This window comes from Actinosynnema sp. NPDC004786, assembly GCF_053601135.1.
The window spans coordinates 14,027-36,658 of the sequence record NZ_JBSGBG010000040.1; the positions used below are offsets into that span (position 1 = coordinate 14,027).

24 protein-coding genes are annotated in these 22,632 nt (G+C 72.7%); 15 read left to right on the plus strand and 9 right to left on the minus strand.

The annotated features are described in order from the left end of the window. Positions 1-2 precede the first annotated feature (2 nt). The 5 genes from ACWEFJ_RS29425 (at position 3) to ACWEFJ_RS29445 (ending at position 7,522) form a co-directional block, all read left to right on the plus strand. The gene (locus ACWEFJ_RS29425; protein WP_378092080.1) at positions 3-671 is read left to right on the plus strand and encodes an IclR family transcriptional regulator; all 669 of its coding nucleotides are present in this window, start codon (positions 3-5) and stop codon (positions 669-671) included. Between the two features lie 149 nt (positions 672-820). Beyond that, a complete protein-coding gene (locus ACWEFJ_RS29430; protein ID WP_378092082.1) occupies positions 821-2,302 on the plus strand; it encodes a cytochrome ubiquinol oxidase subunit I in 1,482 nt (493 codons plus the stop codon). An 11-nt stretch (positions 2,303-2,313) separates the two neighbouring features. Further along, positions 2,314-3,315, plus strand: coding sequence for a cytochrome d ubiquinol oxidase subunit II (cydB, locus tag ACWEFJ_RS29435; RefSeq protein ID WP_449715693.1), 1,002 nt, complete (start codon positions 2,314-2,316; stop codon positions 3,313-3,315). Further along, positions 3,312-6,404 carry a thiol reductant ABC exporter subunit CydD gene (cydD, locus tag ACWEFJ_RS29440; protein WP_449715694.1) on the plus strand — a complete coding sequence of 1,031 codons (3,093 nt, stop codon included), beginning with the start codon at positions 3,312-3,314 and terminating at the stop codon, positions 6,402-6,404. The genes cydB and cydD overlap by 4 nt, the downstream gene beginning before the upstream one ends. Then, positions 6,401-7,522, plus strand: coding sequence for a GAF domain-containing sensor histidine kinase (locus ACWEFJ_RS29445; protein WP_378092088.1), 1,122 nt, complete (start codon positions 6,401-6,403; stop codon positions 7,520-7,522). The genes cydD and ACWEFJ_RS29445 overlap by 4 nt, the downstream gene beginning before the upstream one ends. A 71-nt stretch (positions 7,523-7,593) precedes the next feature. On the opposite strand, the gene darG is transcribed toward ACWEFJ_RS29445, so the two are convergent. The 3 genes from darG to ACWEFJ_RS29460 all read right to left on the minus strand — a co-directional run bounded on the left by darG (position 7,594) and on the right by ACWEFJ_RS29460 (position 10,165). Beyond that, positions 7,594-8,670, minus strand: coding sequence for a type II toxin-antitoxin system antitoxin DNA ADP-ribosyl glycohydrolase DarG (gene darG / locus ACWEFJ_RS29450; RefSeq protein WP_449715695.1), 1,077 nt, complete (start codon positions 8,668-8,670; stop codon positions 7,594-7,596). Positions 8,671-8,680: 10 nt separating this feature from the next. After that, positions 8,681-9,376, minus strand: a complete 696-nt coding sequence (locus ACWEFJ_RS29455) for a DUF4433 domain-containing protein (RefSeq protein WP_449715696.1) — start codon at positions 9,374-9,376, stop codon at positions 8,681-8,683. A gap of 159 nt (positions 9,377-9,535) precedes the next feature. Then, entirely contained in the window at positions 9,536-10,165 is a 630-nt protein-coding gene (locus ACWEFJ_RS29460; protein ID WP_378092090.1) for a response regulator, read from the minus strand. Between the two features lie 60 nt (positions 10,166-10,225). Here ACWEFJ_RS29460 and ACWEFJ_RS29465 point away from each other — a divergent pair, with 60 nt between their 5' ends. Beyond that, entirely contained in the window at positions 10,226-10,708 is a 483-nt protein-coding gene (locus ACWEFJ_RS29465; RefSeq protein ID WP_378092092.1) for a GNAT family N-acetyltransferase, read from the plus strand. 44 nt (positions 10,709-10,752) lie between these two features. On the opposite strand, the gene ACWEFJ_RS29470 is transcribed toward ACWEFJ_RS29465, so the two are convergent. Next, on the minus strand, positions 10,753-11,367 hold the full coding sequence (locus tag ACWEFJ_RS29470; protein WP_378092095.1) for a macro domain-containing protein: 615 nt from the start codon (positions 11,365-11,367) through the stop codon (positions 10,753-10,755). Between the two features lie 103 nt (positions 11,368-11,470). Between ACWEFJ_RS29470 and pheA the strand changes: the two genes are divergently transcribed. From pheA to ACWEFJ_RS29485, 3 genes are all read left to right on the plus strand, one after another. Continuing rightward, positions 11,471-12,364, plus strand: coding sequence for a prephenate dehydratase (gene pheA, locus ACWEFJ_RS29475; protein ID WP_449715697.1), 894 nt, complete (start codon positions 11,471-11,473; stop codon positions 12,362-12,364). Then, complete coding sequence (locus ACWEFJ_RS29480) at positions 12,361-12,975, plus strand: histidine phosphatase family protein (protein WP_449715698.1); 615 nt, start codon at positions 12,361-12,363, stop codon at positions 12,973-12,975. Before pheA ends, ACWEFJ_RS29480 begins: the two co-directional genes overlap by 4 nt. A gap of 77 nt (positions 12,976-13,052) precedes the next feature. Continuing rightward, a complete protein-coding gene (locus tag ACWEFJ_RS29485) occupies positions 13,053-13,409 on the plus strand; it encodes a metallopeptidase family protein (RefSeq protein WP_378092101.1) in 357 nt (118 codons plus the stop codon). A gap of 5 nt (positions 13,410-13,414) precedes the next feature. Here ACWEFJ_RS29485 and ACWEFJ_RS29490 read toward each other — a convergent pair whose 3' ends face one another. Next, the gene (locus ACWEFJ_RS29490; RefSeq protein ID WP_378092103.1) at positions 13,415-14,476 is read right to left on the minus strand and encodes a septum formation family protein; all 1,062 of its coding nucleotides are present in this window, start codon (positions 14,474-14,476) and stop codon (positions 13,415-13,417) included. Between the two features lie 121 nt (positions 14,477-14,597). Between ACWEFJ_RS29490 and ACWEFJ_RS29495 the strand changes: the two genes are divergently transcribed. The 3 genes from ACWEFJ_RS29495 to ACWEFJ_RS29505 all read left to right on the plus strand — a co-directional run bounded on the left by ACWEFJ_RS29495 (position 14,598) and on the right by ACWEFJ_RS29505 (position 16,993). Next, positions 14,598-15,266, plus strand: a complete 669-nt coding sequence (locus ACWEFJ_RS29495) for a hypothetical protein (protein ID WP_378092105.1) — start codon at positions 14,598-14,600, stop codon at positions 15,264-15,266. Next, entirely contained in the window at positions 15,267-16,430 is a 1,164-nt protein-coding gene (locus ACWEFJ_RS29500; RefSeq protein ID WP_378092107.1) for a glutathionylspermidine synthase family protein, read from the plus strand. Positions 16,431-16,540: 110 nt separating this feature from the next. Continuing rightward, a complete protein-coding gene (locus ACWEFJ_RS29505; protein ID WP_378092109.1) occupies positions 16,541-16,993 on the plus strand; it encodes a DUF350 domain-containing protein in 453 nt (150 codons plus the stop codon). Between the two features lie 69 nt (positions 16,994-17,062). Here ACWEFJ_RS29505 and ACWEFJ_RS29510 read toward each other — a convergent pair whose 3' ends face one another. Then, a complete protein-coding gene (locus tag ACWEFJ_RS29510) occupies positions 17,063-17,662 on the minus strand; it encodes a DUF6891 domain-containing protein (RefSeq protein ID WP_449715699.1) in 600 nt (199 codons plus the stop codon). 133 nt (positions 17,663-17,795) lie between these two features. On the opposite strand from ACWEFJ_RS29510, the gene serS reads away from it, so the two are divergent. After that, positions 17,796-19,046: a serine--tRNA ligase gene (gene serS, locus ACWEFJ_RS29515; protein WP_449715700.1), complete on the plus strand. Its 1,251-nt coding sequence runs from the start codon at positions 17,796-17,798 to the stop codon at positions 19,044-19,046. Between the two features lie 15 nt (positions 19,047-19,061). On the opposite strand, the gene ACWEFJ_RS29520 is transcribed toward serS, so the two are convergent. Both ACWEFJ_RS29520 and ACWEFJ_RS29525 read right to left on the minus strand, forming a co-directional pair. Then, positions 19,062-19,439, minus strand: a complete 378-nt coding sequence (locus ACWEFJ_RS29520) for a ribonuclease domain-containing protein (protein ID WP_449715701.1) — start codon at positions 19,437-19,439, stop codon at positions 19,062-19,064. Between the two features lie 117 nt (positions 19,440-19,556). After that, positions 19,557-20,321, minus strand: coding sequence for a tetratricopeptide repeat protein (locus ACWEFJ_RS29525; RefSeq protein ID WP_378095388.1), 765 nt, complete (start codon positions 20,319-20,321; stop codon positions 19,557-19,559). A 96-nt stretch (positions 20,322-20,417) separates the two neighbouring features. On the opposite strand from ACWEFJ_RS29525, the gene ACWEFJ_RS29530 reads away from it, so the two are divergent. Continuing rightward, positions 20,418-21,266, plus strand: coding sequence for a helix-turn-helix domain-containing protein (locus tag ACWEFJ_RS29530; protein WP_449715702.1), 849 nt, complete (start codon positions 20,418-20,420; stop codon positions 21,264-21,266). Further along, entirely contained in the window at positions 21,263-21,454 is a 192-nt protein-coding gene (locus tag ACWEFJ_RS29535) for a DUF397 domain-containing protein (protein ID WP_449715703.1), read from the plus strand. Before ACWEFJ_RS29530 ends, ACWEFJ_RS29535 begins: the two co-directional genes overlap by 4 nt. On the opposite strand, the gene lhgO is transcribed toward ACWEFJ_RS29535, so the two are convergent. Next, a complete protein-coding gene (lhgO, locus tag ACWEFJ_RS29540) occupies positions 21,441-22,628 on the minus strand; it encodes an L-2-hydroxyglutarate oxidase (protein ID WP_449715704.1) in 1,188 nt (395 codons plus the stop codon). The two genes, ACWEFJ_RS29535 and lhgO, sit on opposite strands and share 14 nt — an antisense overlap. Positions 22,629-22,632: the final 4 nt, after the last annotated feature.

Below are 22,632 nucleotides of genomic sequence, written 5' to 3' on the forward strand. Positions count from 1 at the left end.
GCGTGGTCAGACCCGATCCCCGCGGCCGGCTGCCGGCGCCCGCGTCCAAGGAGAGCTCGCTGACCCTGGAGCGGGGCCTGGCCCTGCTCCAGGCGGTCGCCGACGCCGAGTCGGAGGCCCCGTCGATCAGCGAGCTGGCGGCGGCCATCGGCGCGTCGCGGGCCGCGGTGTACCGGCTGCTGGTGCCGTTGCAGGCGCGCGGGCTGGTGCGGCGCGAGGGGTCGAAGGTGCGGCTGGGCCTCGGCGTGCTGCGGCTCGCGTCCAACGTGCTGCCGCAGCTGCGGCTGGCCGCGCAGCCCGCGCTGCGGACGCTGGCCGAGGCGGTGGGCGCGACCGCGCACCTGACCGTGGCCGACGGGAGCGAGGCGCAGGCGGTGGCCGTGGTGGAGCCGTCGTGGACGGCGTACCACGTGGCGTACCGGGTGGGGTCCCGCCACCCCGTGCACCGGGGGGCGGCGGGCAAGGCCATCGGGCTGTCGCCGGAGGGGCGGCAGTGGGTGCACTCGACGGGCGAGTTGCAGCCCGGCGCGTTCGGGGTGGCGGCCCCGGTGCGGGGCGTGCCCGGGCTGCGGGCCAGCGTGGGCGTGGTGGCCCTGGAGAAGCTGGACGGCGACGTGGTGGGGCCGCAGGTGGTGCGGGCGGCCCAGGAGGTCGCCGACGCGTTGCGCTGACCGGTGTCCGGGTCGCGCGCGACGCCGCTCCACCGCCCTCCTCGACACCGGTGGTCCCGGTGTGACGTGGCGCACCGGGACCTTGGTCCCGGTCCACAGGGGACCGTCGTACCTGAGGATCACCCGCGACCCCGGCCTACGGTCGTCCCGTGGACGTCCTCGACCTGGCGCGGTGGCAGTTCGGCATCACCACCGTCTACCACTTCCTGATGGTGCCGCTGACCATCGGGCTCTCCCTGCTGGTCGCGACGATGCAGACCGCGTGGGTGCGCACGGGCAACCGCAAGTACCTCGCGATGACCAAGTTCTGGGGCAAGCTGCTGCTGATCAACTTCGCCATGGGCGTGGTGACCGGCATCGTGCAGGAGTTCCAGTTCGGCATGACGTGGAGCGCCTACTCGCGCTTCGTCGGCGACGTGTTCGGCGCGCCGCTCGCGATGGAGGGCCTGGTCGCGTTCTTCGTCGAGTCCACGTTCCTCGGCCTGTGGATCTTCGGTTGGGACCGGCTGCCCCGGAAGGTGCACCTGGCCTGCGTGTGGGCGTTCTCGCTGGCCACGATCGCGTCGGCGTACTTCATCCTGGCCGCGAACTCGTGGATGCAGCACCCGGTCGGCGTGCGGATGGTCGACGGGCGGCCCGAGCTGGAGTCGATCTGGGCCGTGCTCGGCAACAGCACCGTGCTGGCCGCGTTCCCGCACACGATCTTCGGCGCGTTCGCGGTGGCCGCGTCGTTCCTGGTCGGCATCGCGGCCTGGCACCTGTGGCGGCGCGGTGACGACGAGCCGGTGTGGCGCTCGTCGGTGAAGCTCGGCGCCTGGGTGGGCGTGGTGGCGTTCACCGGGCTGGCCATCAGCGGCGACCTGCAGGGCAAGCTGATGTTCGAGCAGCAGCCGATGAAGATGGCGGCGGCCGAGGCGTTGTGCCACACCGAGTCGCCCGCCGCGTTCTCGGTGTTCGCGGTCGGCGACGTGACGCGGCCCGACTGCGAGAACGTCAAGAGCATCACGGTGCCGGCGCTGCTGTCGTTCCTCGCGCACGGCGACTTCACCACCGAGGTGAAGGGCATCGAGGACCTGGTGCCGATGTACCAGGAGAAGTACGGCGCGAACTACCCGGTGGACCCGCGGCTCGGCGAGCTGTCGGGGCAGCCGATCGACTACGTGCCGAACCTGCCGGTCACGTACTGGGGCTTCCGGCTGATGATCGGGCTCGGCGCGCTCGCGGTCGGCTCGGGCCTGCTGGTCCTCTGGCTCACGCGCGGCGGGCGGGTGCCGCGCGGGCGGTGGTTCGCGTGGCTCGCGCTGGGCGGCATCGCCACGCCGTTCGCGGCCAACAGCTTCGGCTGGATCTTCACGGAGATGGGTCGGCAGCCGTTCGTCGTGGTGCCGAACCCGAGCGGGGTGGACGGGGTGTGGATGTTCACCGCGCGGGCCGTGTCGTCGTCGACACCGGGGGAGGTGTTGACGTCGCTGATCGCCTTGACGCTCGTCTACGGGGTGCTGGCGTGCGTCGAGGTGTTCCTGATCCGGCGGTACGTCCGCGCTGGTGTGGCGGGCGTGCTGCCGGCTCGGGACCCCGACGACGACACCGCCGGCAAGCGTGACGACGACGTCCTGTCGTTCGCCTACTGAGAGGGGGAGCCGTGGAGACGTTCTGGTTCTGCGTGATCGCCCTGCTGTGGCTGGGCTACCTGTTCCTGGAGGGCTTCGACTTCGGCGTGGGCATGCTGCTGCCCGTGCTGGGGCGCGACGAGCGCGAGCGGCGGGTGCTGATCAACACGATCGGGCCGGTGTGGGACGGCAACGAGGTGTGGCTGCTGGTGGCGGCCGGCGCGACGTTCGCCGCGTTCCCCGACTGGTACGCGTCGCTGTTCAGCTCGGTGTACCTGCCGCTGGTGCTGTTCCTGCTCGCGCTGATCGGCCGCGGGGTGGCGTTCGAGTACCGCGGCAAGGTGGACACGGCGCGGTGGCGGCGGCGGTGGGACGCGGTGATCGTCGCCGGGTCGTGGACGGCGGCGCTCGGCGTCGGGCTGCTGCTGTCGTCGACCGTGTTCGGCATGCCGCTGGACGCCGCCGGCGACCGCGTCGGCTCGCCGTTCGCCGCGGTCCGGCCGGAGACGCTGCTCGGCGCGGCGGCCGTGGCCGGGTACGCGCTGGTGCACGGCGCGGTGTTCCTGTCGCTGAAGACCGAGGGCGAGGTCCGGGAACGGGCCCGCGCGCTGGCGTTGAAGGTTGCGCCGTTCGCCCTGCTGCCGCTGCTGGTGCTGCTGCTGCTCGTGCAGCTGCGGTTCGGGTCGGCGTGGACGTGGGGCGCGTCGATCGTGGTGGCGCTGGCCGCGCTCGGCGCGTACGGGCGGCTCGTGCTGCGGCGCGAGGGCCAGGCGTTCGCGCTGATGGGCGTGGCGGTGGCGGCGGCGGTGGCGGCGCTGTTCGGGGCGCTGTACCCGAACGTCCTGCCGTCCACGCTGGACCCGGCGTGGTCGTTGACCGTGGCCGGCGCGGCGTCGAGCCCGTACACGCTGACCGTGATGACCTGGGTGGCCGCGTTCGGCACACCCGCGGTGCTCGTCTACCAGGGGTGGACGTACTGGGTGTTCCGCAAGCGGATCGGCACCCGGCACATCCCCCCGGTGCACGTGCCGTGAACTTCCCCGGAGCCCTTTCCGCCACGAAGCCGGGGAGAGGCCCGCTCGGCGCGCTGCCCACGCTCTCGCGTTCGGCGCGCCGGGCGTTGGCCTGGTGCGCGGTGCTGGCGGCGCTGACGTCGGGCGCGCTGGTGTGGCAGGCGGTGGCGCTGGCGTCGGCGCTCGTCACCGGCGGGTCGCTGTGGGTGCTGGCGGCCGCGGTGGTGGTACGGGCCGGCCTGGCGTGGGCGACCGAGTCGGTGGCGGCGCGGGCGGCGGCGGGCGCGAAGGAGGAGCTGCGCGCGGCGGTGCTGGACCGGGCGCTGCGGCTGGGGCCGTCGTGGATCGTCGAGCGCGGGCCCGCGTCGCTGGCGGTGCTCGCGACCAAGGGCCTGGACGCGCTGGACGCGTACTTCACCCGCTACCTGCCGGCGCTGGTGACGACGGCCGTGGTGCCGGTGGCGGTGGGCGGGTGGATCTTCTTCACGGACCCGACCTCGGCGGTGCTGATCGCGGTGACGCTGCCGCTGATCCCGGTGTTCGCGATCCTGATCGGCCGGTTCACCTCGGCCCGGGTGGCGGCGGCGACGTCGGCGCTGGAGCGGCTGTCGGGGCGGCTGGCCGAGCTGGTGCGGGCGCTGCCGGTGCTGACCGCGTTCGGGCGCGCGGCGGCGCAGGCGTCGGCCGTGCGGGAGGTCGGCGAGCGGTACCGGCGGGCCACGATGGGGACGCTGCGGGTGGCGTTCCTGTCGGCGCTGGTGCTGGAGATCGTGGCGTCGCTGTCGGTGGCGCTGATCGCGGTCGGCATCGGCCTGCGGCTCGTGTCGGGCGAGTTCGCGCTGGTCACCGGCCTGGTGGTGTTGATCCTCGCGCCGGAGTGCTACCTGCCGCTGCGGGCGGCGGGCGCGGCGCACCACGCGTCGGAGGACGGGGTGGAGGCCGTGCGGCGGGTCGCCGCGATCCCCGACGCCGCCCCGGCGCCGGACGCCGTCGAGCCGGTCGAGGGCGTGGAGGTCCGCGACCTGCGGGTCCGGCGGCGGGGGCGGTTCGCGCCGGACGGCGTGAGCTTCCGGGTGCGGCCCGGCGAGGTGCACCGGCTGGACGCGCCCAGCGGCGCGGGCAAGTCGACGGTCTTCGGGGTGCTGCTCGGGTTCGTGCCCGCGGACGGCGGGTCGGTCGCGCTCGACCGGTCGGCCGTCGCCTGGGTGCCGCAGCGGCCCGCGTTCGCCGGGCGGACCGTGGCCGACGAGCTGGAGCTGACCACGGGCCGGGTCGACCACGACGTGCTGGCGTCGGTCGCGGCGGAGCACCTGGTGGCCCGGCCGATCGCGGAGCTGTCGACCGGCGAGCGGCAGCGGGTCGCGGTGGCGCGGGCGCTGACCCGCGTCCGGGACGGCGCGACGGTGCTGCTGCTGGACGAGCCGACCGCGCACCTCGACCGGGCCACGGCCGCGAAGGTCATGGCCGCCGTGCGGCAGGCCGCCGCCGGTGGCGCGGCGGTCGTGCTGGCCACGCACCGGCTGGTCGGCCAGGCGGACGCCGAGGACGCCGCGCCGGCCCGGGACGCGGGCGTGGTCGCCGAACGGCCGACCACGCCGCGCACCCCGCGCCCGACCCGCCGGGTGCTGGCCGGGGCGCTGCTGGGCGTGGCGGCGTCGTTGAGCGGGGTGGCGTTGACCGCGCTGGCCGCGCACCTGATCGCGAAGGCCGCGACGCAGCCGCCGATCCTGACGCTGTCCGTGCTGGTCGTGGGGGTGCGGACGTTCGCGCTGGCCAAGGGCGTGCTGCGGTACCTGGAGCGGCTGGTGTCGCACGACGCCGCCTTCCGCCACGCCGAGTCGCTGCGGGTCCGGCTGTGGCGCGGCCTGCGCCCCGGCCAGGCGGAGCTGACCCGGCTCGTGGACGACGTGGACACCGTCCGCGACCTCGTGCCGCGCGTGCTCCAGCCGCCGCTGGTGGCGATGGGGGTGTCGGCCGCGGCGGTGACGCTGTTCGCCCTGATCCGGCCGGCGGCCGGGCTCGCGCTGGCGGTGGCGCTGGTCGTCGGCGGCACGCTCGCGCCCGCGGTCGCGGTGCTCGCCGAACGGCGCGCCACGGCGGTGCTCGCCCGGGGTCGGCGGCAGGTGTCGGAGCAGGTGCTGACGCTGCTGACCGCCGCACCGGACCTGATCGCGTTCGGGGCCGACCGCGCGGTGCGGGCCGAGCTGGCCCGGCACGACGCGGCGCTGGCCCGGCTCGCCCGCCGGCAGGCGCTCGGCGCGGGCGCGGCGATCGCGGTCGTGCACCTGACGACCGGGCTCGCCGCGGCGGTCTGCATCGGGCTGGCGGGCGGCGTGGACCCGCTGCTGGTGCCGGTGCTCGGCCTGGTGCCGCTCGCGCTGGCCGAGGTCCTGGGCACGCTGCCCGCGGCCGCCCAGCACCGGGCCGCGTTGCGCGAGTCGTACGGCCGGATCGTCGACCAGGCGCGGGAACCGGTCCCGTCGGCCGCGGTGGAGACCTCGGTCGGCGGCGCGGTCGGCCTCGAAGGGGTGACGGTGCGGTGGCCGGGCCGGGCGGAGCCGGTGCTGGAGCGCGTGTCGCTCGACGTGCCGGCGGGCGCGAAGGTGGCCGTCGTGGGGCCGTCGGGTTCGGGCAAGTCGAGCCTGTTCGCGCTGCTGCTCGGGTTCCTGGAGCCCGAACGCGGGCTGGTGTGGCGGCCCGACCGGGTCGCCTGGTGCCCCCAGGAGCCGATGCTGGTCACCACCACGGTCCGCGAGAACCTGCGCCTGGGCGACCCGCGGGCCGACGACGCACGGCTGCGCTGGGCGCTCGACGTCGCCGGCGTGCGGCTCGACCTCGACACCGTGATCGGTCCCACGCTGCTGTCGGGCGGCGAGGCGCAGCGGGTCGCCCTGGCCCGCGCGTTGCTGCACGACGCCGACCTCGTGCTGCTGGACGAGCCGACCGCCCACCTGGACGAGCCGACGGCGGCGGCGCTGCTGGAGCGGCTGGACGACGTGCTGCGGGACAAGACCGTCATCCACATCACCCACCGGCCGGGCGAAGCGGACCGCGCGGACGCGGTGCTGGAAGTCGCCGACGGGCGGGTGCGGACCAGGGCCTACCGTTGACCACCGTGGACCCCGCCCGCGTGCTCGCCGCGTCGACCGAGATCACCTCGGCCGCGCTGGCCGGCGACGACCCGGACGCCGTCCTGCCGCTCGTGGTGCGCAGCGCCGTCGAGCTGGCCGGGGCGGACCTCGGGCTCGCCATGGTCACCGCGGACGACGGCACGTTGACCGTCGAGGCGTCCTCGGGCGACGTCGACCCGGTGGGCGTGGTGCTGTCGAGCCGTTCGTCGGCGGCCCGCGCGGCGCGCACCGGCGTGCCGGTGGTCGCGGACGACTTCACCACCGACCCGCGCACCGCGCCGTTCGTGCCCAAGGCGCTGCGCGGCTACGGGCCGTTCGCCGTGGCCCCGTTCGGCACCCACGAGCGCCGGATCGGCGCGCTCGCGGTCTACCGGCGCAAGGGCGCGCAGCCGTTCAGCGCGGACACCGTCGAGGTGCTGGCCGCGTTCGCGGCGCAGGCCGGGCTGGCCGTCGTGCTGGCCGAGGGCTCGACCGCGCGCCAGCGCGTCGCGGTCTACCAGGAGCGGGAGCGCATCGCGCGCGACCTGCACGACGTGATCATCCAGCGGCTGTACGCGACCGGCGTGCAGCTCGACCTGCTCGACCGGCGGCTCAAGCTGGAGGGCCGGGAGGCGCGCCGGCTCGCCGAGGCCGTCGACCAGCTCGACCGAACCATGGCCGAGGTCCGCGCCACGGTGCGGGCGCTGCGCAGCGCCGACCCCGGCAAGCCCGCCGACGTGGACCTCAGGGGCTCGGTGCTGGCCGAGGCCCGCACGGCGGGGGAGCTGCTGGGCTTCGAGCCGGAGGTGCGCGTCGAGGGCGACGTGGCGGGCGTGCCGGCGGACCTGGCCGACCACGCCCGCGCCGCGCTGCGGGAGGCGCTGTCGAACGTGGTGCGGCACTCGGGGGCGCGGCACGTGACCATCGGGCTGCGCCGCACACCCGACCGGCTCGACCTGGAGGTCGCCGACGACGGCTGCGGCATCCCGCGCGGCGTGGCCAAGCGCGGGCTGCGGCACCTGGAGGAACGCGCCCTGGCCGCCGGCGGCGGCTGCGAGATCACCTCCTCGCCCCGCACCGGCACCACGATCACCTGGCACGTGCCGCTGGGCGCTTGACGAGCGGTCGAACCGCACCGAGGTTGCGGCCGCATGAGGGAGGGAAGGACCTCGGCGGCCGGTGGAACGAGCTATACTGCAGTCACCTTGATCAGCTCGACCGACTCCAACTTGCTCCACGCATTTTCGACGTGCTTACGCGTGAATAGCCTTCGTTTGCGTGGCGTCCATTGCTGAATGAACTCCCAGGCACATTCGGGGTTACTCGCGCCATTGACCGAAGCCCAGTGGGTGCTTGCCAGGAGTTCAAGGGTGTACGGTCCTTCGTAGCCCTTGATGGTCTCCATTACCGGTTCGATGATTTGACCTGGAATGTCACGGTCGGGTGCGGCCTCGGCTACATAGCTCGCGGCGGCGTTGACTCCCAGTTCTGTGGGCTCGACAGGTGTCAAATCGAGCACAGCTGATGTGCCGTCACCGAATCCACGCAAAAATGTTCCTTCCATTTCCTGGACGAGGTGGCGAGTCCTCTCACTGTACGGCCCGTATCGCCCCTGCTCAAACTTCAAGTTGAATTGGGGTAGGAATAGCTGCGCGAAGTACGTCAGCTTCTGAATCTCTAGGTGTGAGGCACCGGTAAACGACTCCCAAGGTTCGACGGATTGGCGGGCCCGTGCATAGTTCTCGATGAGTTGCACCAAAGCTGCTCGTCCCCAGGTCATTCGCAGCGGCTTCGGTGCGAGGCTTCGGTGCTCCTTGCTGGGAGGGTAGAGATGTACTTCAACGCCGGTCAGGTCGGTGGCGAACGAGAAAATAGCCGGTTCAACTTCCTGCCAGTCGAGCCCGCCATTACCCGAACCCAGCGCAGGGATCGCGATCGACTTGATTCCGAGTCTGGCGATCACATCGGCCAAGTCCGCGAGGCCGTCTTTGATGTCCGTCAGCCGCGATTTGGCCTTCCAGTGACCCTTCGTTGGGAAGTTCACGATGTAGCGCGGCCCCACCAGCGACGGTAGCTCCACCACGTACATCCGACCGAGTTGAACCTCCCCCTTTTTGCAGGCGCGTGCGTATGCGTCGAAGTTTTCGGGGTACCTGTTCTTGAACTGCAGTGCCAAACCTTTGCCCATGACTCCGACACAGTTCACTGTATTCACCAGTGCGTCCACATCGGCAGCCAGCAGGTCGCCTTGTTGTTCGATGATCACGGCCACCCTCCTAGAAGTAGAATGCTGGCTCGACGAGGTGAACTCTCGTGCCGGAATACGGTAGAATTGCGTGGACCTTGTCCATTGTTGCGGCGCTCTTGGTGATAACATGTGATATCAGTTCCAGTGGAACCCGATCTAGTACGAGGAACTCTGCGGCCCGCCTGCTGCGGCGCTGGGGGTCTTCAGGTGTTGAGTTCCAGTACTTCTGCCGCATCAGTGGAAAATCAATGAATTCGCCAAGCGTCAGGTCGTCGCGGGTGAACCCGACCACATCGATGGCGGCATTTTGATCGCTTGCGCACCACTGGAGTCCGGCGTCGATCACGGTGCCGACACTCGTGCCAAGGAGCACCAACGGCTCCGCTCCACCCATATAATCTTGATGTCCTCTGGTGACGGTGAAGAGCATTGGAGACTTCGCGGCAAAATAAAATGGCACGTGGTCGGAGACTGTCTTCCCGGCCGGATAATTCGAGTCGGGAAGTACATTGATGTAAGGTCGTCGCGACGTGACACTTTGTAGTGCGATGCTCACGCGAGGCTTTGCTCCGGCGATGAGGGCTCCTGAACGGTGAATGTCCCGCAGATTCTCGTAATGCGTCAGGTGCCAGACCAGCCAACTCTTGGCGTCGTCTTTTCTGGGATACCTCTCACCGACGGCGGCAAATCCCGAAGCTCCAATGAACCTCAGGCGATCAGCCATATCGCGTGCGCTCCCTCCGACCGGGCCGTTCTCGAGCCGGTTCCGATCCCGGTGTCGCTCTACCCTCGTCTTCGTCTCGTAGTGCGACTGGTCCAGACAGTATGCGGGATCGGCGTCGACCTGCTCATGAAGGAGCCCACACAAGCGCGCCGGGCCGCGTCAGCGCGAACGGCGGGCCACCCAGGCGGCGGCCTGGGTGCGGCGTTCCATGCCCAGCTTCGACAGCACCGCGGTGACGTAGTTCTTCACCGTCTTCTCGGCCAGGAACAGCCGCTCGGCGATCTGCCGGTTCGTCAGGCCCTCCCCGATCAGGTCCAGCACCCGCCGCTCCTGCTCGGTCAACGCGTCCAGCACGTCCACCTCGGCGGGCCGCCGCAGGCGGTCCAGGACGCGGGCCGTCGTCTGCGGGTCCAGCAGCGACCGGCCGGCCGCCACCTCGCGCACCGCCGTCACCAGGTCCTGCCCGCGCACCTGCTTCAGCAGGTACCCCGACGCGCCCGCCATGATCGCGCCGACCAGCGCCTCCTCGTCGTCGAACGCGGTCAGCACCAGGCACCTCGGGCCGCCCTCCAGGGCGCGCAGCCGCCGGCACAGCTCGACGCCGCCCCCGTCGGGCAGCCGCACGTCCACCACGGCCACGTCGGGCCTGGTCGCGGCGGCCCGCACCAGGGCCTCGCCCACCCCGCCCGCCTCGGCGACCACGGAGATGTCGTCCTCGTCCTCCAGGAGTTCGCGCAGCCCCCTGCGCACCACCTCGTGGTCGTCTACGAGCAACACTCGCACCGGCACGAACCAACCATAGGTCGAATGCCGGTACCCACCGCGCTCGGACGCCAAGACAGTGCAGGAATGCTCGTACGCGCGATCGAGGAAGCCGACCGGATCGTCGTCGGCAGGCTGGTGCTGGAGCTGTGGGGCGCGCACACCGCGGTCGCCCACGGCCAGGTGTTCTTCCCCGCGAGCCTCCCCGGGTTCCTGGTGGAGCAGCAGGACCAGGTGGTCGGGCTGCTCACCTACGCCGCCGCCGACGGCCACCTGGAGATCGTCACCATGGACGCCCTGCGAAGAGGCCGGGGCGTCGGCACCTCGCTGGTCGACGCCGCCGTGCACCGCGCCCGCCAGCTCGGGTGCTCGCGGGTCCGGCTGACCACGACCAACGACAACCTCGACGCCCTGCGCTTCTGCCAGCGCCGCGGCTTCCGGCTCACCGCGCTGCGCCCCGACGCGGTGCGCGAGGCACGCCGGCTCAAACCGGAGATCCCCAGCGTCGGCGGGTACGGCATCCCCATGACCGACGAACTGGACCTGGAGCGTTGGGTCGCGCCGCGCTAGTTGTCCACAGGTCCCGGCCGGGCTGTCCACAACTTGTGCACAACTCACCGGCTGGGCAGCGGGCTGAACACCTCGTCCCACGCGGCCGCGACCTGGCGGGCGCACGTCTGCGGGGCGACCCCGCCGACGCCCGTGCCCAGGCCGGGCATGGCGATCGTGCGGACCACCTCGCGCAGCGGCCTGCCGTCGTCCAGCCGGCCGGCCGACCACAGCCGCAGCACGGCCCGCGCGGCCAGGTACGGGTGCACGGTGTCGCCGGGCAGCAGCTCACCGGGCAGCCGCATGGTCGGCGCGCTGATGAGCCACTCCGGCTGCGGCTCGCCGGTCGGCACGACCAGCGCCTCGCCCACCGGCAGCTCGCCGCCGTGCAACCCGAGCACGGCACTGCGCACGTGGCCCTCCACCAGGGGGAACGCGCGGGCGTACACCGCGTCGATGCCCCCGCGCATCCAGCCGGACGAGTTCGCGGGGCTCACCACGGCCTCGGCGACGATGTCGAGCACCGAGCCCCGGTGCACCTCGACGCCTGTCCTGCCCTCGGCCACCGCGAGCCAGGCACGGGCCAGCGGTTCGTCGACGGCGCACAACACCAGACGGGGAACTGCTACCGGAGCGTTGATCTCACCCTCCGTATCGGCGGCGGACACATCACCCAGCATTCCAGGAGAACCGGTTGGTGCGGAACGGGGGCGGGCACCCGCCAGGCGGGTGATCCTCGCCTCAACGCCCGTCACCCGACGTGGTCCTCGTATCGTTGCGGCCGTGCTCGCCTACTTCGGACCGCAGGGAACCTTCACCGAGCAGGCCGCACGCGGCTTCGCCTCTCCGCAGCAGGAGCTGGTCCCGTTCGACACCGTGCCCGCCGCGCTGGCCGCCACCCGGGAGGGCCGGACGCAGTCGGCGTGCGTGCCGGTGGAGAACTCGGTGGAGGGCGCGGTGCCGGCCACGATGGACGCGCTGACCGAGGGCGAACCCCTGGTCGCGGTCGCCGAGGCGGTGCTGCCGGTGCGGTTCAGCGTGCTGGTGCGGCCCGGCGGCGGTCCCGTGCGCACGGTCGCCAGCCACCCGCACGCGCTGGCGCAGGTCCGGCACTGGCTCGCCGAGCACCTGCCGGAGGCCGAGGTCGTCTCCACCACGTCGACCGCCGCCGCCGCGCGGGCCGTGCTGGACGGCGCGTTCGACGCCGCGGTGAGCGCCCCGGTGGCCGTGCGGCACTACCCGCTGGAGGTGCTGGCCACCGACGTGGCCGACGTGCGCGACGCCAAGACCCGGTTCCTGCTGGTCCGCCCGCCCGGCGCGCTGCCCGGGCCCACCGGCCACGACCGCACGTCCGTCGTCTGCACGGCGGCCGACCGGATCGGCGCGCTGTCGGACCTGCTGGTCGAACTCGCGCTGCGCGGCATCAACCTGACCCGCATCGAGTCGCGGCCGACCAAGGGCAGGCTGGGGGAGTACCGCTTCTACATCGACCTCGACGGCCACGTGGCCGAGCCCAGGGTGGGCGACGCGCTGGCCGCGCTGCACCGGCACTGCCCGCAGACCCGGTTCCTCGGCTCGTACCCGAAGGCCGAGCCGGGCGGCGCGGTGGCGGGCAACGAGGAGTTCGTGGCGGCGGCCGAGTGGGTCGAGACCATCCGGAGGGGGCACGGCGCGTGAGGTTGATCCTGGTCAGACACGGCGAGACGGCGTCGAACGTGAAGATGGCGCTGGACTCGCTGCCACCCGGCCCGCCGCTGACCGAGGCGGGCGTGGCGCAGGCCGCCGCGCTGGCCGCATCGCTGGCCGCCGAACCCGTCGCCGCCGTCTACGCCAGCACGGCGATCCGGGCGCAGCAGACCGCCGCGCCGGTGGCGGCGGCGCACGGCCTGGACGTCGAGGTCCTGGACGGGGTGCAGGAGATCTTCTGCGGCGACCTGGAGGGGCGGCACGACCGGGAGGCGTTCGAGGTCTTCATCGACGTGGTCAAGCGGTGGGCCGAGGGCGACCTGGACGTCCCGCTGCCCGGCGGCGAGAGCGGCCGCCAGGTGCTCGACCGCTACCTGGCGGCGGTGGACAAGGTCGCCGCCCGGCACCGCGACGACGACACGGTCGTGCTGGTCAGCCACGGCGCGTCGCTGCGCATGGCCGCGCTCGCGCTGGCCCGCAACGTGACCCCCGCGCTGGCCGAGGCGGGCCTGCTGCCCAACACCGGGCGGGTGGTGCTGGAACGCGCCGCCGACACCTGGCGCTGCACGTCGTGGACCGGCGTGGACGTGGTCGACGGCTGAACGGCCGGTGTTCGCCCTCAGCGGAGTCCGCCCGGAGTCCAGTCGGCGGTGATCACCCCGGCCGCGCCGGGCGCACAATGGGTGGCGTGGAGATGACGCGCCGTGAGTTCGAGGAACACGTTGCCGACGCCCTCGACCTCATCCCGCCGGAGCTGACGCAGGCCATGAGCAACGTCGTGGTGCTGGTGGAGGACGAACCCCCGCCCGGCAGCCCGAACCTCCTGGGCCTGTACCAGGGGGTCTCGCTGACCCGCCGCACCACCGACTACTCGGGCGGCCTCCCGGACCACATCTTCATCTACCGGGGACCGCTGCTGCGGTACTGCCACGACGTGGACGACCTGGTCGAGCAGATCGCCGTCACCGTGGTCCACGAGGTCGGCCACCACTTCGGCATCTCCGACGAGCGGCTGCACGAGCTGGGCTGGGGCTGAGCCCCTTACCGGGTCGTCGTGGCCGTGGTCGTCGTGGTCGTCGTCTCCTCCGGCTCCGACGGGTTCGTGCCCGACGACGGCGGCGGGGCGGAGCTGCTGTTCGTCCCCGAGTGCAGCGGCGCGCCGGTCGCCTCCTCCTGCTGCACGGCGGTCGTCTGCGGCGGGTTCGACGTGGTCAGCGGCGGAGCGTTCGGGTTGCGCACGCTGCCCTCCCACGCGGTCAGCACGTTCGCCGTCGGCTGCGCGCCCACCTTGCAGTTCGCGAGCCGCGACCCGGCCGCCCAGCTCTCCGGGGCCCGGGTGTCCCAGGTCACGATGAGGCCGCGGGCCTTGAGGTCCGCGCCGCCGGTGTACTCGGCGGTGATCCGGTTGCACTCGCCGACCATCAGCTGGTCCTGCTGCTCCGGCGGCGGGTACTCGCCCGGCGGCATCGCCACCACGCCGGTGATCTCGAACGTGTGGGGCTTCGCGCAGTCCACCGGGTCGGCCACGGACCCCGTCTCGGTGATGCCCAGGCACACGCCGGGGTCGTAGACGTCGGACTGGTCCTGCGTCCGGGCGGTCCCGTAGGCGGGCAGCAGCCCGCCCGCCGGCCCGGCGACCTGGAGCCCGCAGCGCAGCGTCCGCTCGCCCTCGGCCCACAGCCGCTCGCCCGGGTTGAGCGGACCCACGGTGTACTTGCCGAACGGGTCGAACTTGCCGCCGAGGTAGTCCAGCGACATCTTCCCGCACCGCTCCTGGCTGATCTCCTGCCACCGCGCGTCGTCCGGGAACGGGGAACCGGGGCCGTGAGCAGCGGAGATGTCCGCCACACCGGTGACCTCGAAGAGGTGCTGGGCGGCGCAGTCGACCTTCTCCACGTCGGAGAGGTCCTTCTTCGTCCAGTTGAGGCAATCACCCGCCTGAGCTGCCATGACGGGGTTCACCACCGTGGACGTGACCGGGGTGCCGCCGCCCACCGGCCACGAGGTGAAGGTGCTCAGGGCGAGCAGGGCGAACGCGCCCGCGAACGCGCCGAGCATGACCATGTGGTCACCCCGACGAAACCAGCGCGTCGTCCCGGACATCTACTCCATGATGCCTGTGTAGCCCGAAGGGCCGATCGGGCGGGTTCTCGAGTGTTGCTTTTGGGACACTCGTCACCCGTTCGGCGGCAGACCTCTGTACCGTCCCCGCCGGGAGTGGCTGATGACTGAGAACGACAACACCGGTAACGCCGGCACGCCCGGTCAGGGCGGGCCGAACGAGCCGAACGGACCGGGCGCGCCGGGATCGCGCGACGGTGGCGCGACGCCGCCGCCGTACGTGCCGCCGACGGAGCAGGCGTCACCTCCGGCCGGCCGGGGCCAGATCCGCAACCAGGAGCCCGGCCGCACCAAGCCGCGCCCGCCGACGCTCGCCGAGCAGCGCGCCCGCGCCGCCGCGATCGAGCAGCAGCGCGAGCAGCAGCTCGCGGTCGAGGCCGAGGAGGCGCGCCGCCGGAAGCTGCGCAAGCGCCTGCTCGTCGGTGGTGGCGTGGCCGCCGGCGTGGTCGGCGTGGTCGCCATCTGGTACGCCGTGTCCAGCCCCGACGACGTCGAGGCGCAGTGCACGCGCGACGACGTGGTGGTCGAGGACCAGTACTGCGACGAGAACTACGCCCGCTCCCACGGCGGGTACGTCAGCGGCGGGTTCATCTACATCGGCGGCAGCTCCTACCGCTACCACTACGGCGGCCCGAGCACCCCGGTCGGCCAGAAGGTCAGCGGCGGCAGCTACACGATGCCCAAGGGCGCGAACATCAGCACCAAGTCCGGCACGGTCGTGCAGCGCGGCGGGTTCGGCGTGTCCGGCGGCAGCAAGAGCGGGGGCAGCTGAGTGCGTCGTGAGACCTCCGCGCCCCGGCCCCACTGGCAGCGCACCGTCTCCGAGCAGGGGCTCGTGTTCGGCGCGCCGGCGACGGCCGCGGACGGCAGCCCGCGCCCGTACTGGGACGAGTCGGCGCACTACGTCTTCGACATGAGCGACGTGCTGTCGCTGGAGGCGGACGTCGAGCTGCTGCACAACATGTGCCTGGAGGCCGTGGACAACGTGGTGCTCACCGAGCGCTACCGCGACTTCGGCATCAACGAGTGGCTGTGGCCCGCGATCGCCGAGTCGTGGAAGCGCCGCGACCCGCACGTGTACGGGCGGTTCGACCTGCGCTACGACGGGCGCGGCCCGGCCAAGCTGCTGGAGTACAACGCCGACACGCCCACCTCGCTGCTGGAGGCGTCGGTCGTCCAGTGGAACTGGAAGACCGACGTCTTCCCCGACGACGACCAGTGGAACTCCATCCACGAGAAGCTGGTCGAGCGCTGGACCGAGATCGGCGGCCGGCTGCCGTCCAACGAGCTGCACTTCACCTGGTCCGGCGCGGACCCCTCCGGCGAGGACCACGTCACCGTGGCCTACCTGCAGGAGACCGCCGCCGAGGCGGGCATGGACACGGTCGGGCTGGCCATCGAGGAGATCGGCTGGGACCCGCTGCTGCGCCGGTTCGTGGACCTCGAAGAGGCCCCGATGGGCACGGTCGTGAAGCTCTACCCGTGGGAGTGGGTGGTCGACGAGCAGTTCGGCCGCTACGCCGTGGAGAGCCTGCCCGGCACGCTGTGGGTCGAGCCGCTGTGGAAGATGCTGCTGTCCAACAAGGCGCTGCTCGCGGTGCTGTGGGAGATGTACCCCGGCCACCCGAACCTGCTGCCCGCGTTCCTGGACGACCCCGGCCTGCTCACCGAGTACGTGCGCAAGCCGCGGCTGGGCCGCGAGGGCCAGAACATCCAGATCGTCGCCCCCGGCTACGAGACCCAGACCGGCGGGGTCTACGGCAAGGAGGGGTTCGTCTACCAGCTGTTCGACCCGCTGCCCGAGTTCGACGGCTACCGGCCGGCGCTCGGCGCGTGGGTCGTCGGCGACGCCTCGGCGGGCCTGGGCATCCGGGAGACCGTCGGCCTGGTCACCGACGACGGCGCGGCGTTCGTGCCGCACAGGATCGTCGAATGACCCACCCGTAACCCGTTCGGGCGCCGCGCGTCGACACCGCCCGACCCGTCCCGTCACCGGATCCTTCACCGGCGGCACCACCGATCAACCCCGCACACCACGGAGGGCCAGTGATTCCCCCACTCGCGTTGGACCCCGGCTTCGGCAGCGCCATCGGCCAAGGCATCGGCGCGATCGCCCTGTACGCGATCGTCGGCCTGGTGCTGATGGTCTTCGGCTTCTACGCCATCGACTGGACCACGCCCGGCAAGCTGAGCGCCCTGGTGCGCGGCGGCGCACCGAACGCGGTCATCGTCACCTCGGCCGGCCTGGTGAGCATGGCGCTGATCGTCGTGGTCGCGATCTGGTCCTCCGGCGGCAAGCTGGCCGAGGGCCTGCTGTCCGCGCTGATCTTCGGGTTCGTCGGGATCATCGTGCAGGTGCTCGCGGTCCGGCTGCTGGAGTGGGTGACCCGGCTCGACATCGGCTCCCTGATCGAGTCCGACCGGTTCGCGCCGGCCAGCGTCGTCGTGGCCGCCGCGCACGTCGCGCTCGGCCTCGTGGTCGCCGTCGCCATCTCGTAGCACCCGACCACCGCCGCGACGAGGGGCGCGCCCGCCGGTCGGGCGCGCCCCTCGTCGTCACCGGCCCGGTCAGGCCACCGGCAGCCGCTTCCGCCAGGCGATCGGGCCCACCTTGATCCGGGTGCGCACCGACCCGTCCCACACCACCGGCAGCCCGCCCGCGGTCAGCGCCGCCACCACCTCGCGGCCCACGGACTCGTCGGCCGCCGCGGGGTCGGCCGACTCGCCCAGCGAGCCGTACGCGAGCCACACCTCACCGCCCGCCACGGCGCTCTCGGTGTCCTGGCGGTGGAAGAACACGTACCCGCGCGCGTCGCCCTCCGCCTCGTCGCCGATCTCGGCGTGCCCGCACGTCTGGCAGCACGTGAAGTCGGCGCGGGCCACGATCCCGTCCCGGTCCAGCGCCTCGAACGCGGCGAGCAGCCGGTCCACGTCCGTGCTCGCCGGCCAGCCGGCCTGCTCGGCGGAGCGCTCCCGCCACACCCGTTCCACGACCGCCCGCGCGACCGCCGGCGTGACCGGGGCCTGGTCCTCGAAGCAGTCCGCCACGGCCTCGACCGCGTCGTCCAGCGCGGTGAAGCCGCCGTGGACCACGCCCCGCGCGTACTCCTCGACCTCCGCCACCAGGTCCGCGGGCAGGTCGGGCTCGTCGTTCGCTCGTTCAACCACGCGGGCATCCTGCCGGCGGGGTCCGACAGCCCGGCCCGACGTCCCGGCCCGACGTCCGAGCCCGACGTCCGAGCCCGACATCCGGGCCCGACGTCGTGCAAACCGGTTCGCGCCGGGTACTACCCTTCCCGGTGTGATTGACCTCAAGGCACTGCGCGAGAACCCGGAAGCCGTCCGCGCGTCGCAACGCGCGCGGGGCGAGGACGAGACCGTGGTCGACGCGCTGCTGTCCGCCGACGAGCGCCGCCGGGCCGCCATCGCCCGCGCCGATGCGCTGCGCGGCGAGCAGAAGGCGTTCGGCAAGCAGGTCGGCCGCGCCAAGGGCGAGGAGCGCGACGCGCTGCTGGCCAAGGGCAAGGAGCTGGCCGCCGAGGTCAAGGCCGCCGAGGCCGAGCAGTCCGCCGCCGAGGCCGAGCTGGACGAGCTGCACCGCGCCGTGCCGAACGTGGTCCACCCCGACGCGCCCGAGGGCGGCGAGGACGACTACGTCGTGCTCAAGCACGTCGGCGAGCCCCGCGCGTTCGACTTCGAGCCCGTCGACCACCTGGACCTGGGCCTGCGGCTCGGCGCGATCGACATGGAGCGCGGCGCGAAGGTGTCGGGCTCGCGGTTCTACTTCCTCACCGGCGTGGGCGCGCAGCTGGAGCTGGCGCTGCTCAACATGGCCGTCGCCCAGGCCACCGCGGCCGGGTTCCGGCTCATGATCACGCCCACCCTGGTCCGGCCCGAGATCATGGCGGGCACCGGGTTCCTCGGCGCGCACTCCAGCGAGGTCTACCGGCTCGAAGCCGACGACCTGTACCTGGTCGGCACGTCGGAGGTGCCGCTGGCGGGCTACCACGCCGACGAGATCCTGGACGGCCCGAAGCGGTACGCGGGCTGGTCGTCGTGCTACCGGCGCGAGGCGGGCTCGTACGGCAAGGACACCCGCGGCATCATCCGCGTGCACCAGTTCAACAAGGTCGAGATGTTCTCCTACGTCCGGCCGGAGGACGCCGAGGCCGAGCACGCCAAGCTGCTGGCCTGGGAAGAGGAGATGCTGGCCAAGATCGAGGTCCCGTACCGGGTCATCGACACCGCCGCCGGCGACCTCGGCACGTCCGCCGCGCGCAAGTTCGACTGCGAGGCGTGGATCCCGACCCAGCAGGCGTACCGGGAGCTGACCTCGACGTCGAACTGCACCACGTTCCAGGCCCGCCGGCTCAACGTGCGCTACCGGGACGAGAACGGCAAGCCGCAGATCGCCGCCACGCTCAACGGCACCCTGGCCACCACCCGGTGGATCGTGGCCATCCTGGAGAACCACCAGCAGGCCGACGGCTCGGTCGTCGTCCCGCAGGCGTTGCGGCCGTTCCTCGGGCTCGACGTCCTCAAGCCGGTCTGAGGGCGCGCGGCGGCTTCAGAGGCGGTGGAAGTCGCGGTAGTGGTCGCCGGTGTACCAGGTGACGAGGGTTTCGTGGTTGACCACGATCCGGTGCGCGTCCCGCCCCTGCCCGCAGGGGCGGGGGTAGACGTCGAACTCGCGGTAGGCACCGCGGTCCTCGGCCGGCAGCTGCCCCTCCAGGTTGCCGAAGGTCCCGCCGCCGGTGTAGCACCGGTCACCGGGCAGGACGTTGGTGACGCGGCGCGCGGGCAGCCCCTCGCCCTCCCAGTACTCGAGCGCCTCCCGGGCGTCCTCGCACGCCGGTCCGACGCAGAAGTCGTACACGGCGGCGGACGCCGGGGCGGTGACCGTGCCGGCCAGCAGGGCCGAGGTCAGGAGCAGCAGGGGCAGCACGCGTCGACGTGAACGGGCGGGCATCGGCGGGCCTTCCGACGGACGGCGGTGACGCGCCCATCGTCGGTTCCGCCGCCCGCGCCCGCCCGGCCACGCGCACCGGTTCACCCCGTCGCGTCACACCCAACTGAGCCGGCCGAACTCCGCGCCGAGGGGCACCGACTCCGGCAGCTCGTCGCCCGAGTCCAGCGCCTCCAGCAGGCGCAGCACCTCCACGGCCGCGTCGTGGTCGCCGAAGTCGGCCAGCGCCGCCTCCAGCTGCACCCGCGCCGACGCCGGGTTGCCCTGGGCCCACCGGACGCACCCCAGCAGCACCCGGCACCCGCCGCGCGCCAACCGCACCGGCGGCTCGTCCGCCTGCTCGCCGTACAGCCGCACGGCCCGGGTGAGCCGCGCCGCCGCCCGGTCCAGCTCGCCCGCCTCGATCGCGAGCGTGCCCAGCTCCCGCAACGCCCAGGCCACGCCCGCCCGCTCGCCGTGGTCGTACTGCCACTCCACGACCTCGGCCAGGCACGCCGCCGCCGCGTCCGCCTCGCCGAGCGCCCGGCGCACGCTCGCCAGCACGTCCAGCGCCGCCACGTGCCCGGCCAGCGCCGCGGGCGTCGGGTCGGCCTGGCACCGCGCCCGCCACACCCCCAGCTCCCGCGCCGCCAACCGGGCGGCGACCTCGAACCGGCCCCGTCCCGCGCCGGTCACCGCGCCGGCGCGCAGCACCTCGGCCGCCGACTCCGACAGCGGGAACCGGTCCGCCAGCTCCACGCTCAGCTCCGGCAGCCCGTCCGCGTCCGGCGCTTCGGCCCACAGGTGCAGCAGCAGCGTCGCCGCGTCCTCGACCGCGCCCTTCGCCATGCAGGCCCGCACGCCCCTCACCACACGATCCATGCCGACACAGTAGCGTTCGACATGTGCAAAACTTCCCCTTTCAACAGGGTGATGTCGTGGTGAATGTTGACTACGCAGAGTCGCTAAGGTGAGCCAATGGCAGTAGGGACCACGCGCGGCAAGCGCAAGCTCGGCGCACTCATGGAGCAGTACCGCGAGAAGTCGGGCCTGAAGGCCGAGGAGATCATCAAGGAGGTCCGCACCTCGCGCTCGACCTGGAGCCGGATGATCGCGGGGGAGGCACGGCCGAGGTGGGCGCTCTTCTTCGCCATCCTGTCGGTGCTCAAGGTCAGCGACGAGGAACGCGAACGCGCGATGATGCTCTGGGAGGTCGCCGATGACGAGGCGGTGCCCATCGAGCACGCCGCGTCGCTGCCCAAGAGCTACCTCCGCTTCCGCCGCGACGAGACCGAGGCCGTGGTCGAGCGGACCATCGACGCGGTGCTGATCCCCGGTCTGCTGCAGACGAGCGACTACGCCTCGGCGGTGGCGGTGGGCAACAGGTTCCTGCTGCCCGGCGAGAACTGGGAGGAGCGGGCCGCGCCCGAACGCCTCGACCGGCAGGGACTGCTGCGCCGCGAGCCCGATCCGCTCGTCCTGCACGCGCTCATCGACGAGGCGGCGTTGCGCCGGGAGATCGGCGGCCGGGACACCATGGTGCGCCAGTGGGACTACCTGCTGGAGGCGGCGGGGCTGCCCAATGTGACCATCCAGGTGATCCCGAATGGCGCTGGTGCCTACGGTGCCCTGTCTGGGACACTGATCATCTACGACTTCCCCGCCGACGAGATGGGTTCCGCCTATGTGGACAGTCTCGTGGGGCTGAGCCCGGTGGAGGATGCGGCAGGGGTCGCGCGGTTGCGAGCGGTGTGGGACGACGCGGCGGCCCACGCCCTCTCGGTCGAGGAGTCGGGCGAGTTCATCCGAGCGGTGAGGGGAACATGAGGAAGCGACTGGTCCGGGACGGGCGGGTGTACCTCACCTCCAGCGCCAGCAACACCGCGAGCGCCTGCGTTGCGGTGGCGGTCGGCGAGCGGACCGGGGTCCTCGACACGAAGAACCCCGGCGGTCCGGTGCTGGAGTTCGGCCGGGGCGCGTTCGACGCGTTCCTGGGCGCGCTCAGGACCAGCTGAGCTCCACCCGGTCGGCGACGTGCCGGCCGATCTCCAACGCCGAGGTCGCGGCGGGTGAGGGCGCGTTGAGCACGTGCACCTGCCGCGGCGCGGTGTCGATGAGGAAGTCGTCCACCAGGGTGCCGTCGGCGCGCATCGCCTGCGCCCGCACGCCCGCCCCCGCGCGCACCAGGTCGTCCTCCCGGATGGCGGGCACGAGCCGGGCCAGGCTCGCCGCGAACCGCTTGCGCGACAACGACCTCAGCACCTCCTCCGCCCCCGTCCGGGCGAACCGGCGGGCCAGCCGCCAGGCGCCGGGGAACCGGGCCACGTCGAGCACGTCCGCCGGCGACACGTCCCGCCACCGGTAGCCCTCGCGGCGCAGCGCGAGCACGGCGTTCGGCCCGGCGTGCACGCTGCCGTCGAGCATCCGGGTCAGGTGCACCCCGAGGAACGGCAGCGCCGGGTCCGGCACGGGGTAGATGAGCCCGCGCACCAGCCGCCGCCGGTCGTGCCGCAGCTCGTAGTACTCGCCCCGGAAGGGCACGATGGTCGCCGACGGCGTCACGCCCGCGAGCCGCGCCACCCGGTCGCTGTGCAGGCCGGCGCAGTTCACCAGCGCGTCCGCCCGCACCACGCCCCGCGTGGTGGCCACCTCGACCCCGCCGCCGCTGAGCGCGCGCCGGATCGCCAGCGCGGGCGTGTGCAGCCGCAGGTCGTGCCCGTTCAGCTCGCGCACGAGCGCCGCGCACACGGCCGGGAAGTCGATGACGCCGGTGCTCTCCACCCGCAGCGCGGCCACCGCCGCCACCTCGGGCTCGTGCTCGCGCGCCTCGTCCACGCCGATCCGGCGGGCCGGCACGCCGTTCGCCCGCGCCCGCTCGGCCAGCGCCTCCAGCCGGGGCACCTCGTCCGGCGAGGTGGCGACGACGAGCTTGCCGCACACGTCCACCGGGACGCCGTGCTCCTTGGCGTAGGCGACGATCGAGGCGTTGCCCGCCACGGACATCCGCGCCTTCAACGACCCCGGCTTGTAGTACAGGCCCGCGTGCACCACGTTGCTGTTGTGCCCGGTCTGGTGCGCCGCCCAGCGCGGCTCCTTCTCCAGCACCACCACGTCGTGCCCGCGCCGGGCCAAGTCCCGCGCGGTCGCCAGCCCCACGATCCCGCCACCGATCACCACGACTCGTCGCACGAGC

Bases quoted from the DNA above. Each gene is read 5' to 3' on its own strand.
- ACWEFJ_RS29455 (WP_449715696.1), bottom strand. From the start codon at position 9,376: ATGGCTGATCGCCTGAGGTTCATTGGAGCTTCGGGATTTGCCGCCGTC.
- ACWEFJ_RS29525 (WP_378095388.1), bottom strand. From the start codon at position 20,321: ATGGATCGTGTGGTGAGGGGCGTGCGGGCCTGCATGGCGAAGGGCGCG.
- ACWEFJ_RS29465 (WP_378092092.1), top strand. From the start codon at position 10,226: ATGCTCGTACGCGCGATCGAGGAAGCCGACCGGATCGTCGTCGGCAGG.
- ACWEFJ_RS29470 (WP_378092095.1), bottom strand. From the start codon at position 11,367: ATGCTGGGTGATGTGTCCGCCGCCGATACGGAGGGTGAGATCAACGCT.
- ACWEFJ_RS29530 (WP_449715702.1), top strand. From the start codon at position 20,418: ATGGCAGTAGGGACCACGCGCGGCAAGCGCAAGCTCGGCGCACTCATG.
- ACWEFJ_RS29490 (WP_378092103.1), bottom strand. From the start codon at position 14,476: ATGTCCGGGACGACGCGCTGGTTTCGTCGGGGTGACCACATGGTCATG.
- ACWEFJ_RS29495 (WP_378092105.1), top strand. From the start codon at position 14,598: ATGACTGAGAACGACAACACCGGTAACGCCGGCACGCCCGGTCAGGGC.
- ACWEFJ_RS29485 (WP_378092101.1), top strand. From the start codon at position 13,053: ATGGGTGGCGTGGAGATGACGCGCCGTGAGTTCGAGGAACACGTTGCC.
- ACWEFJ_RS29535 (WP_449715703.1), top strand. From the start codon at position 21,263: ATGAGGAAGCGACTGGTCCGGGACGGGCGGGTGTACCTCACCTCCAGC.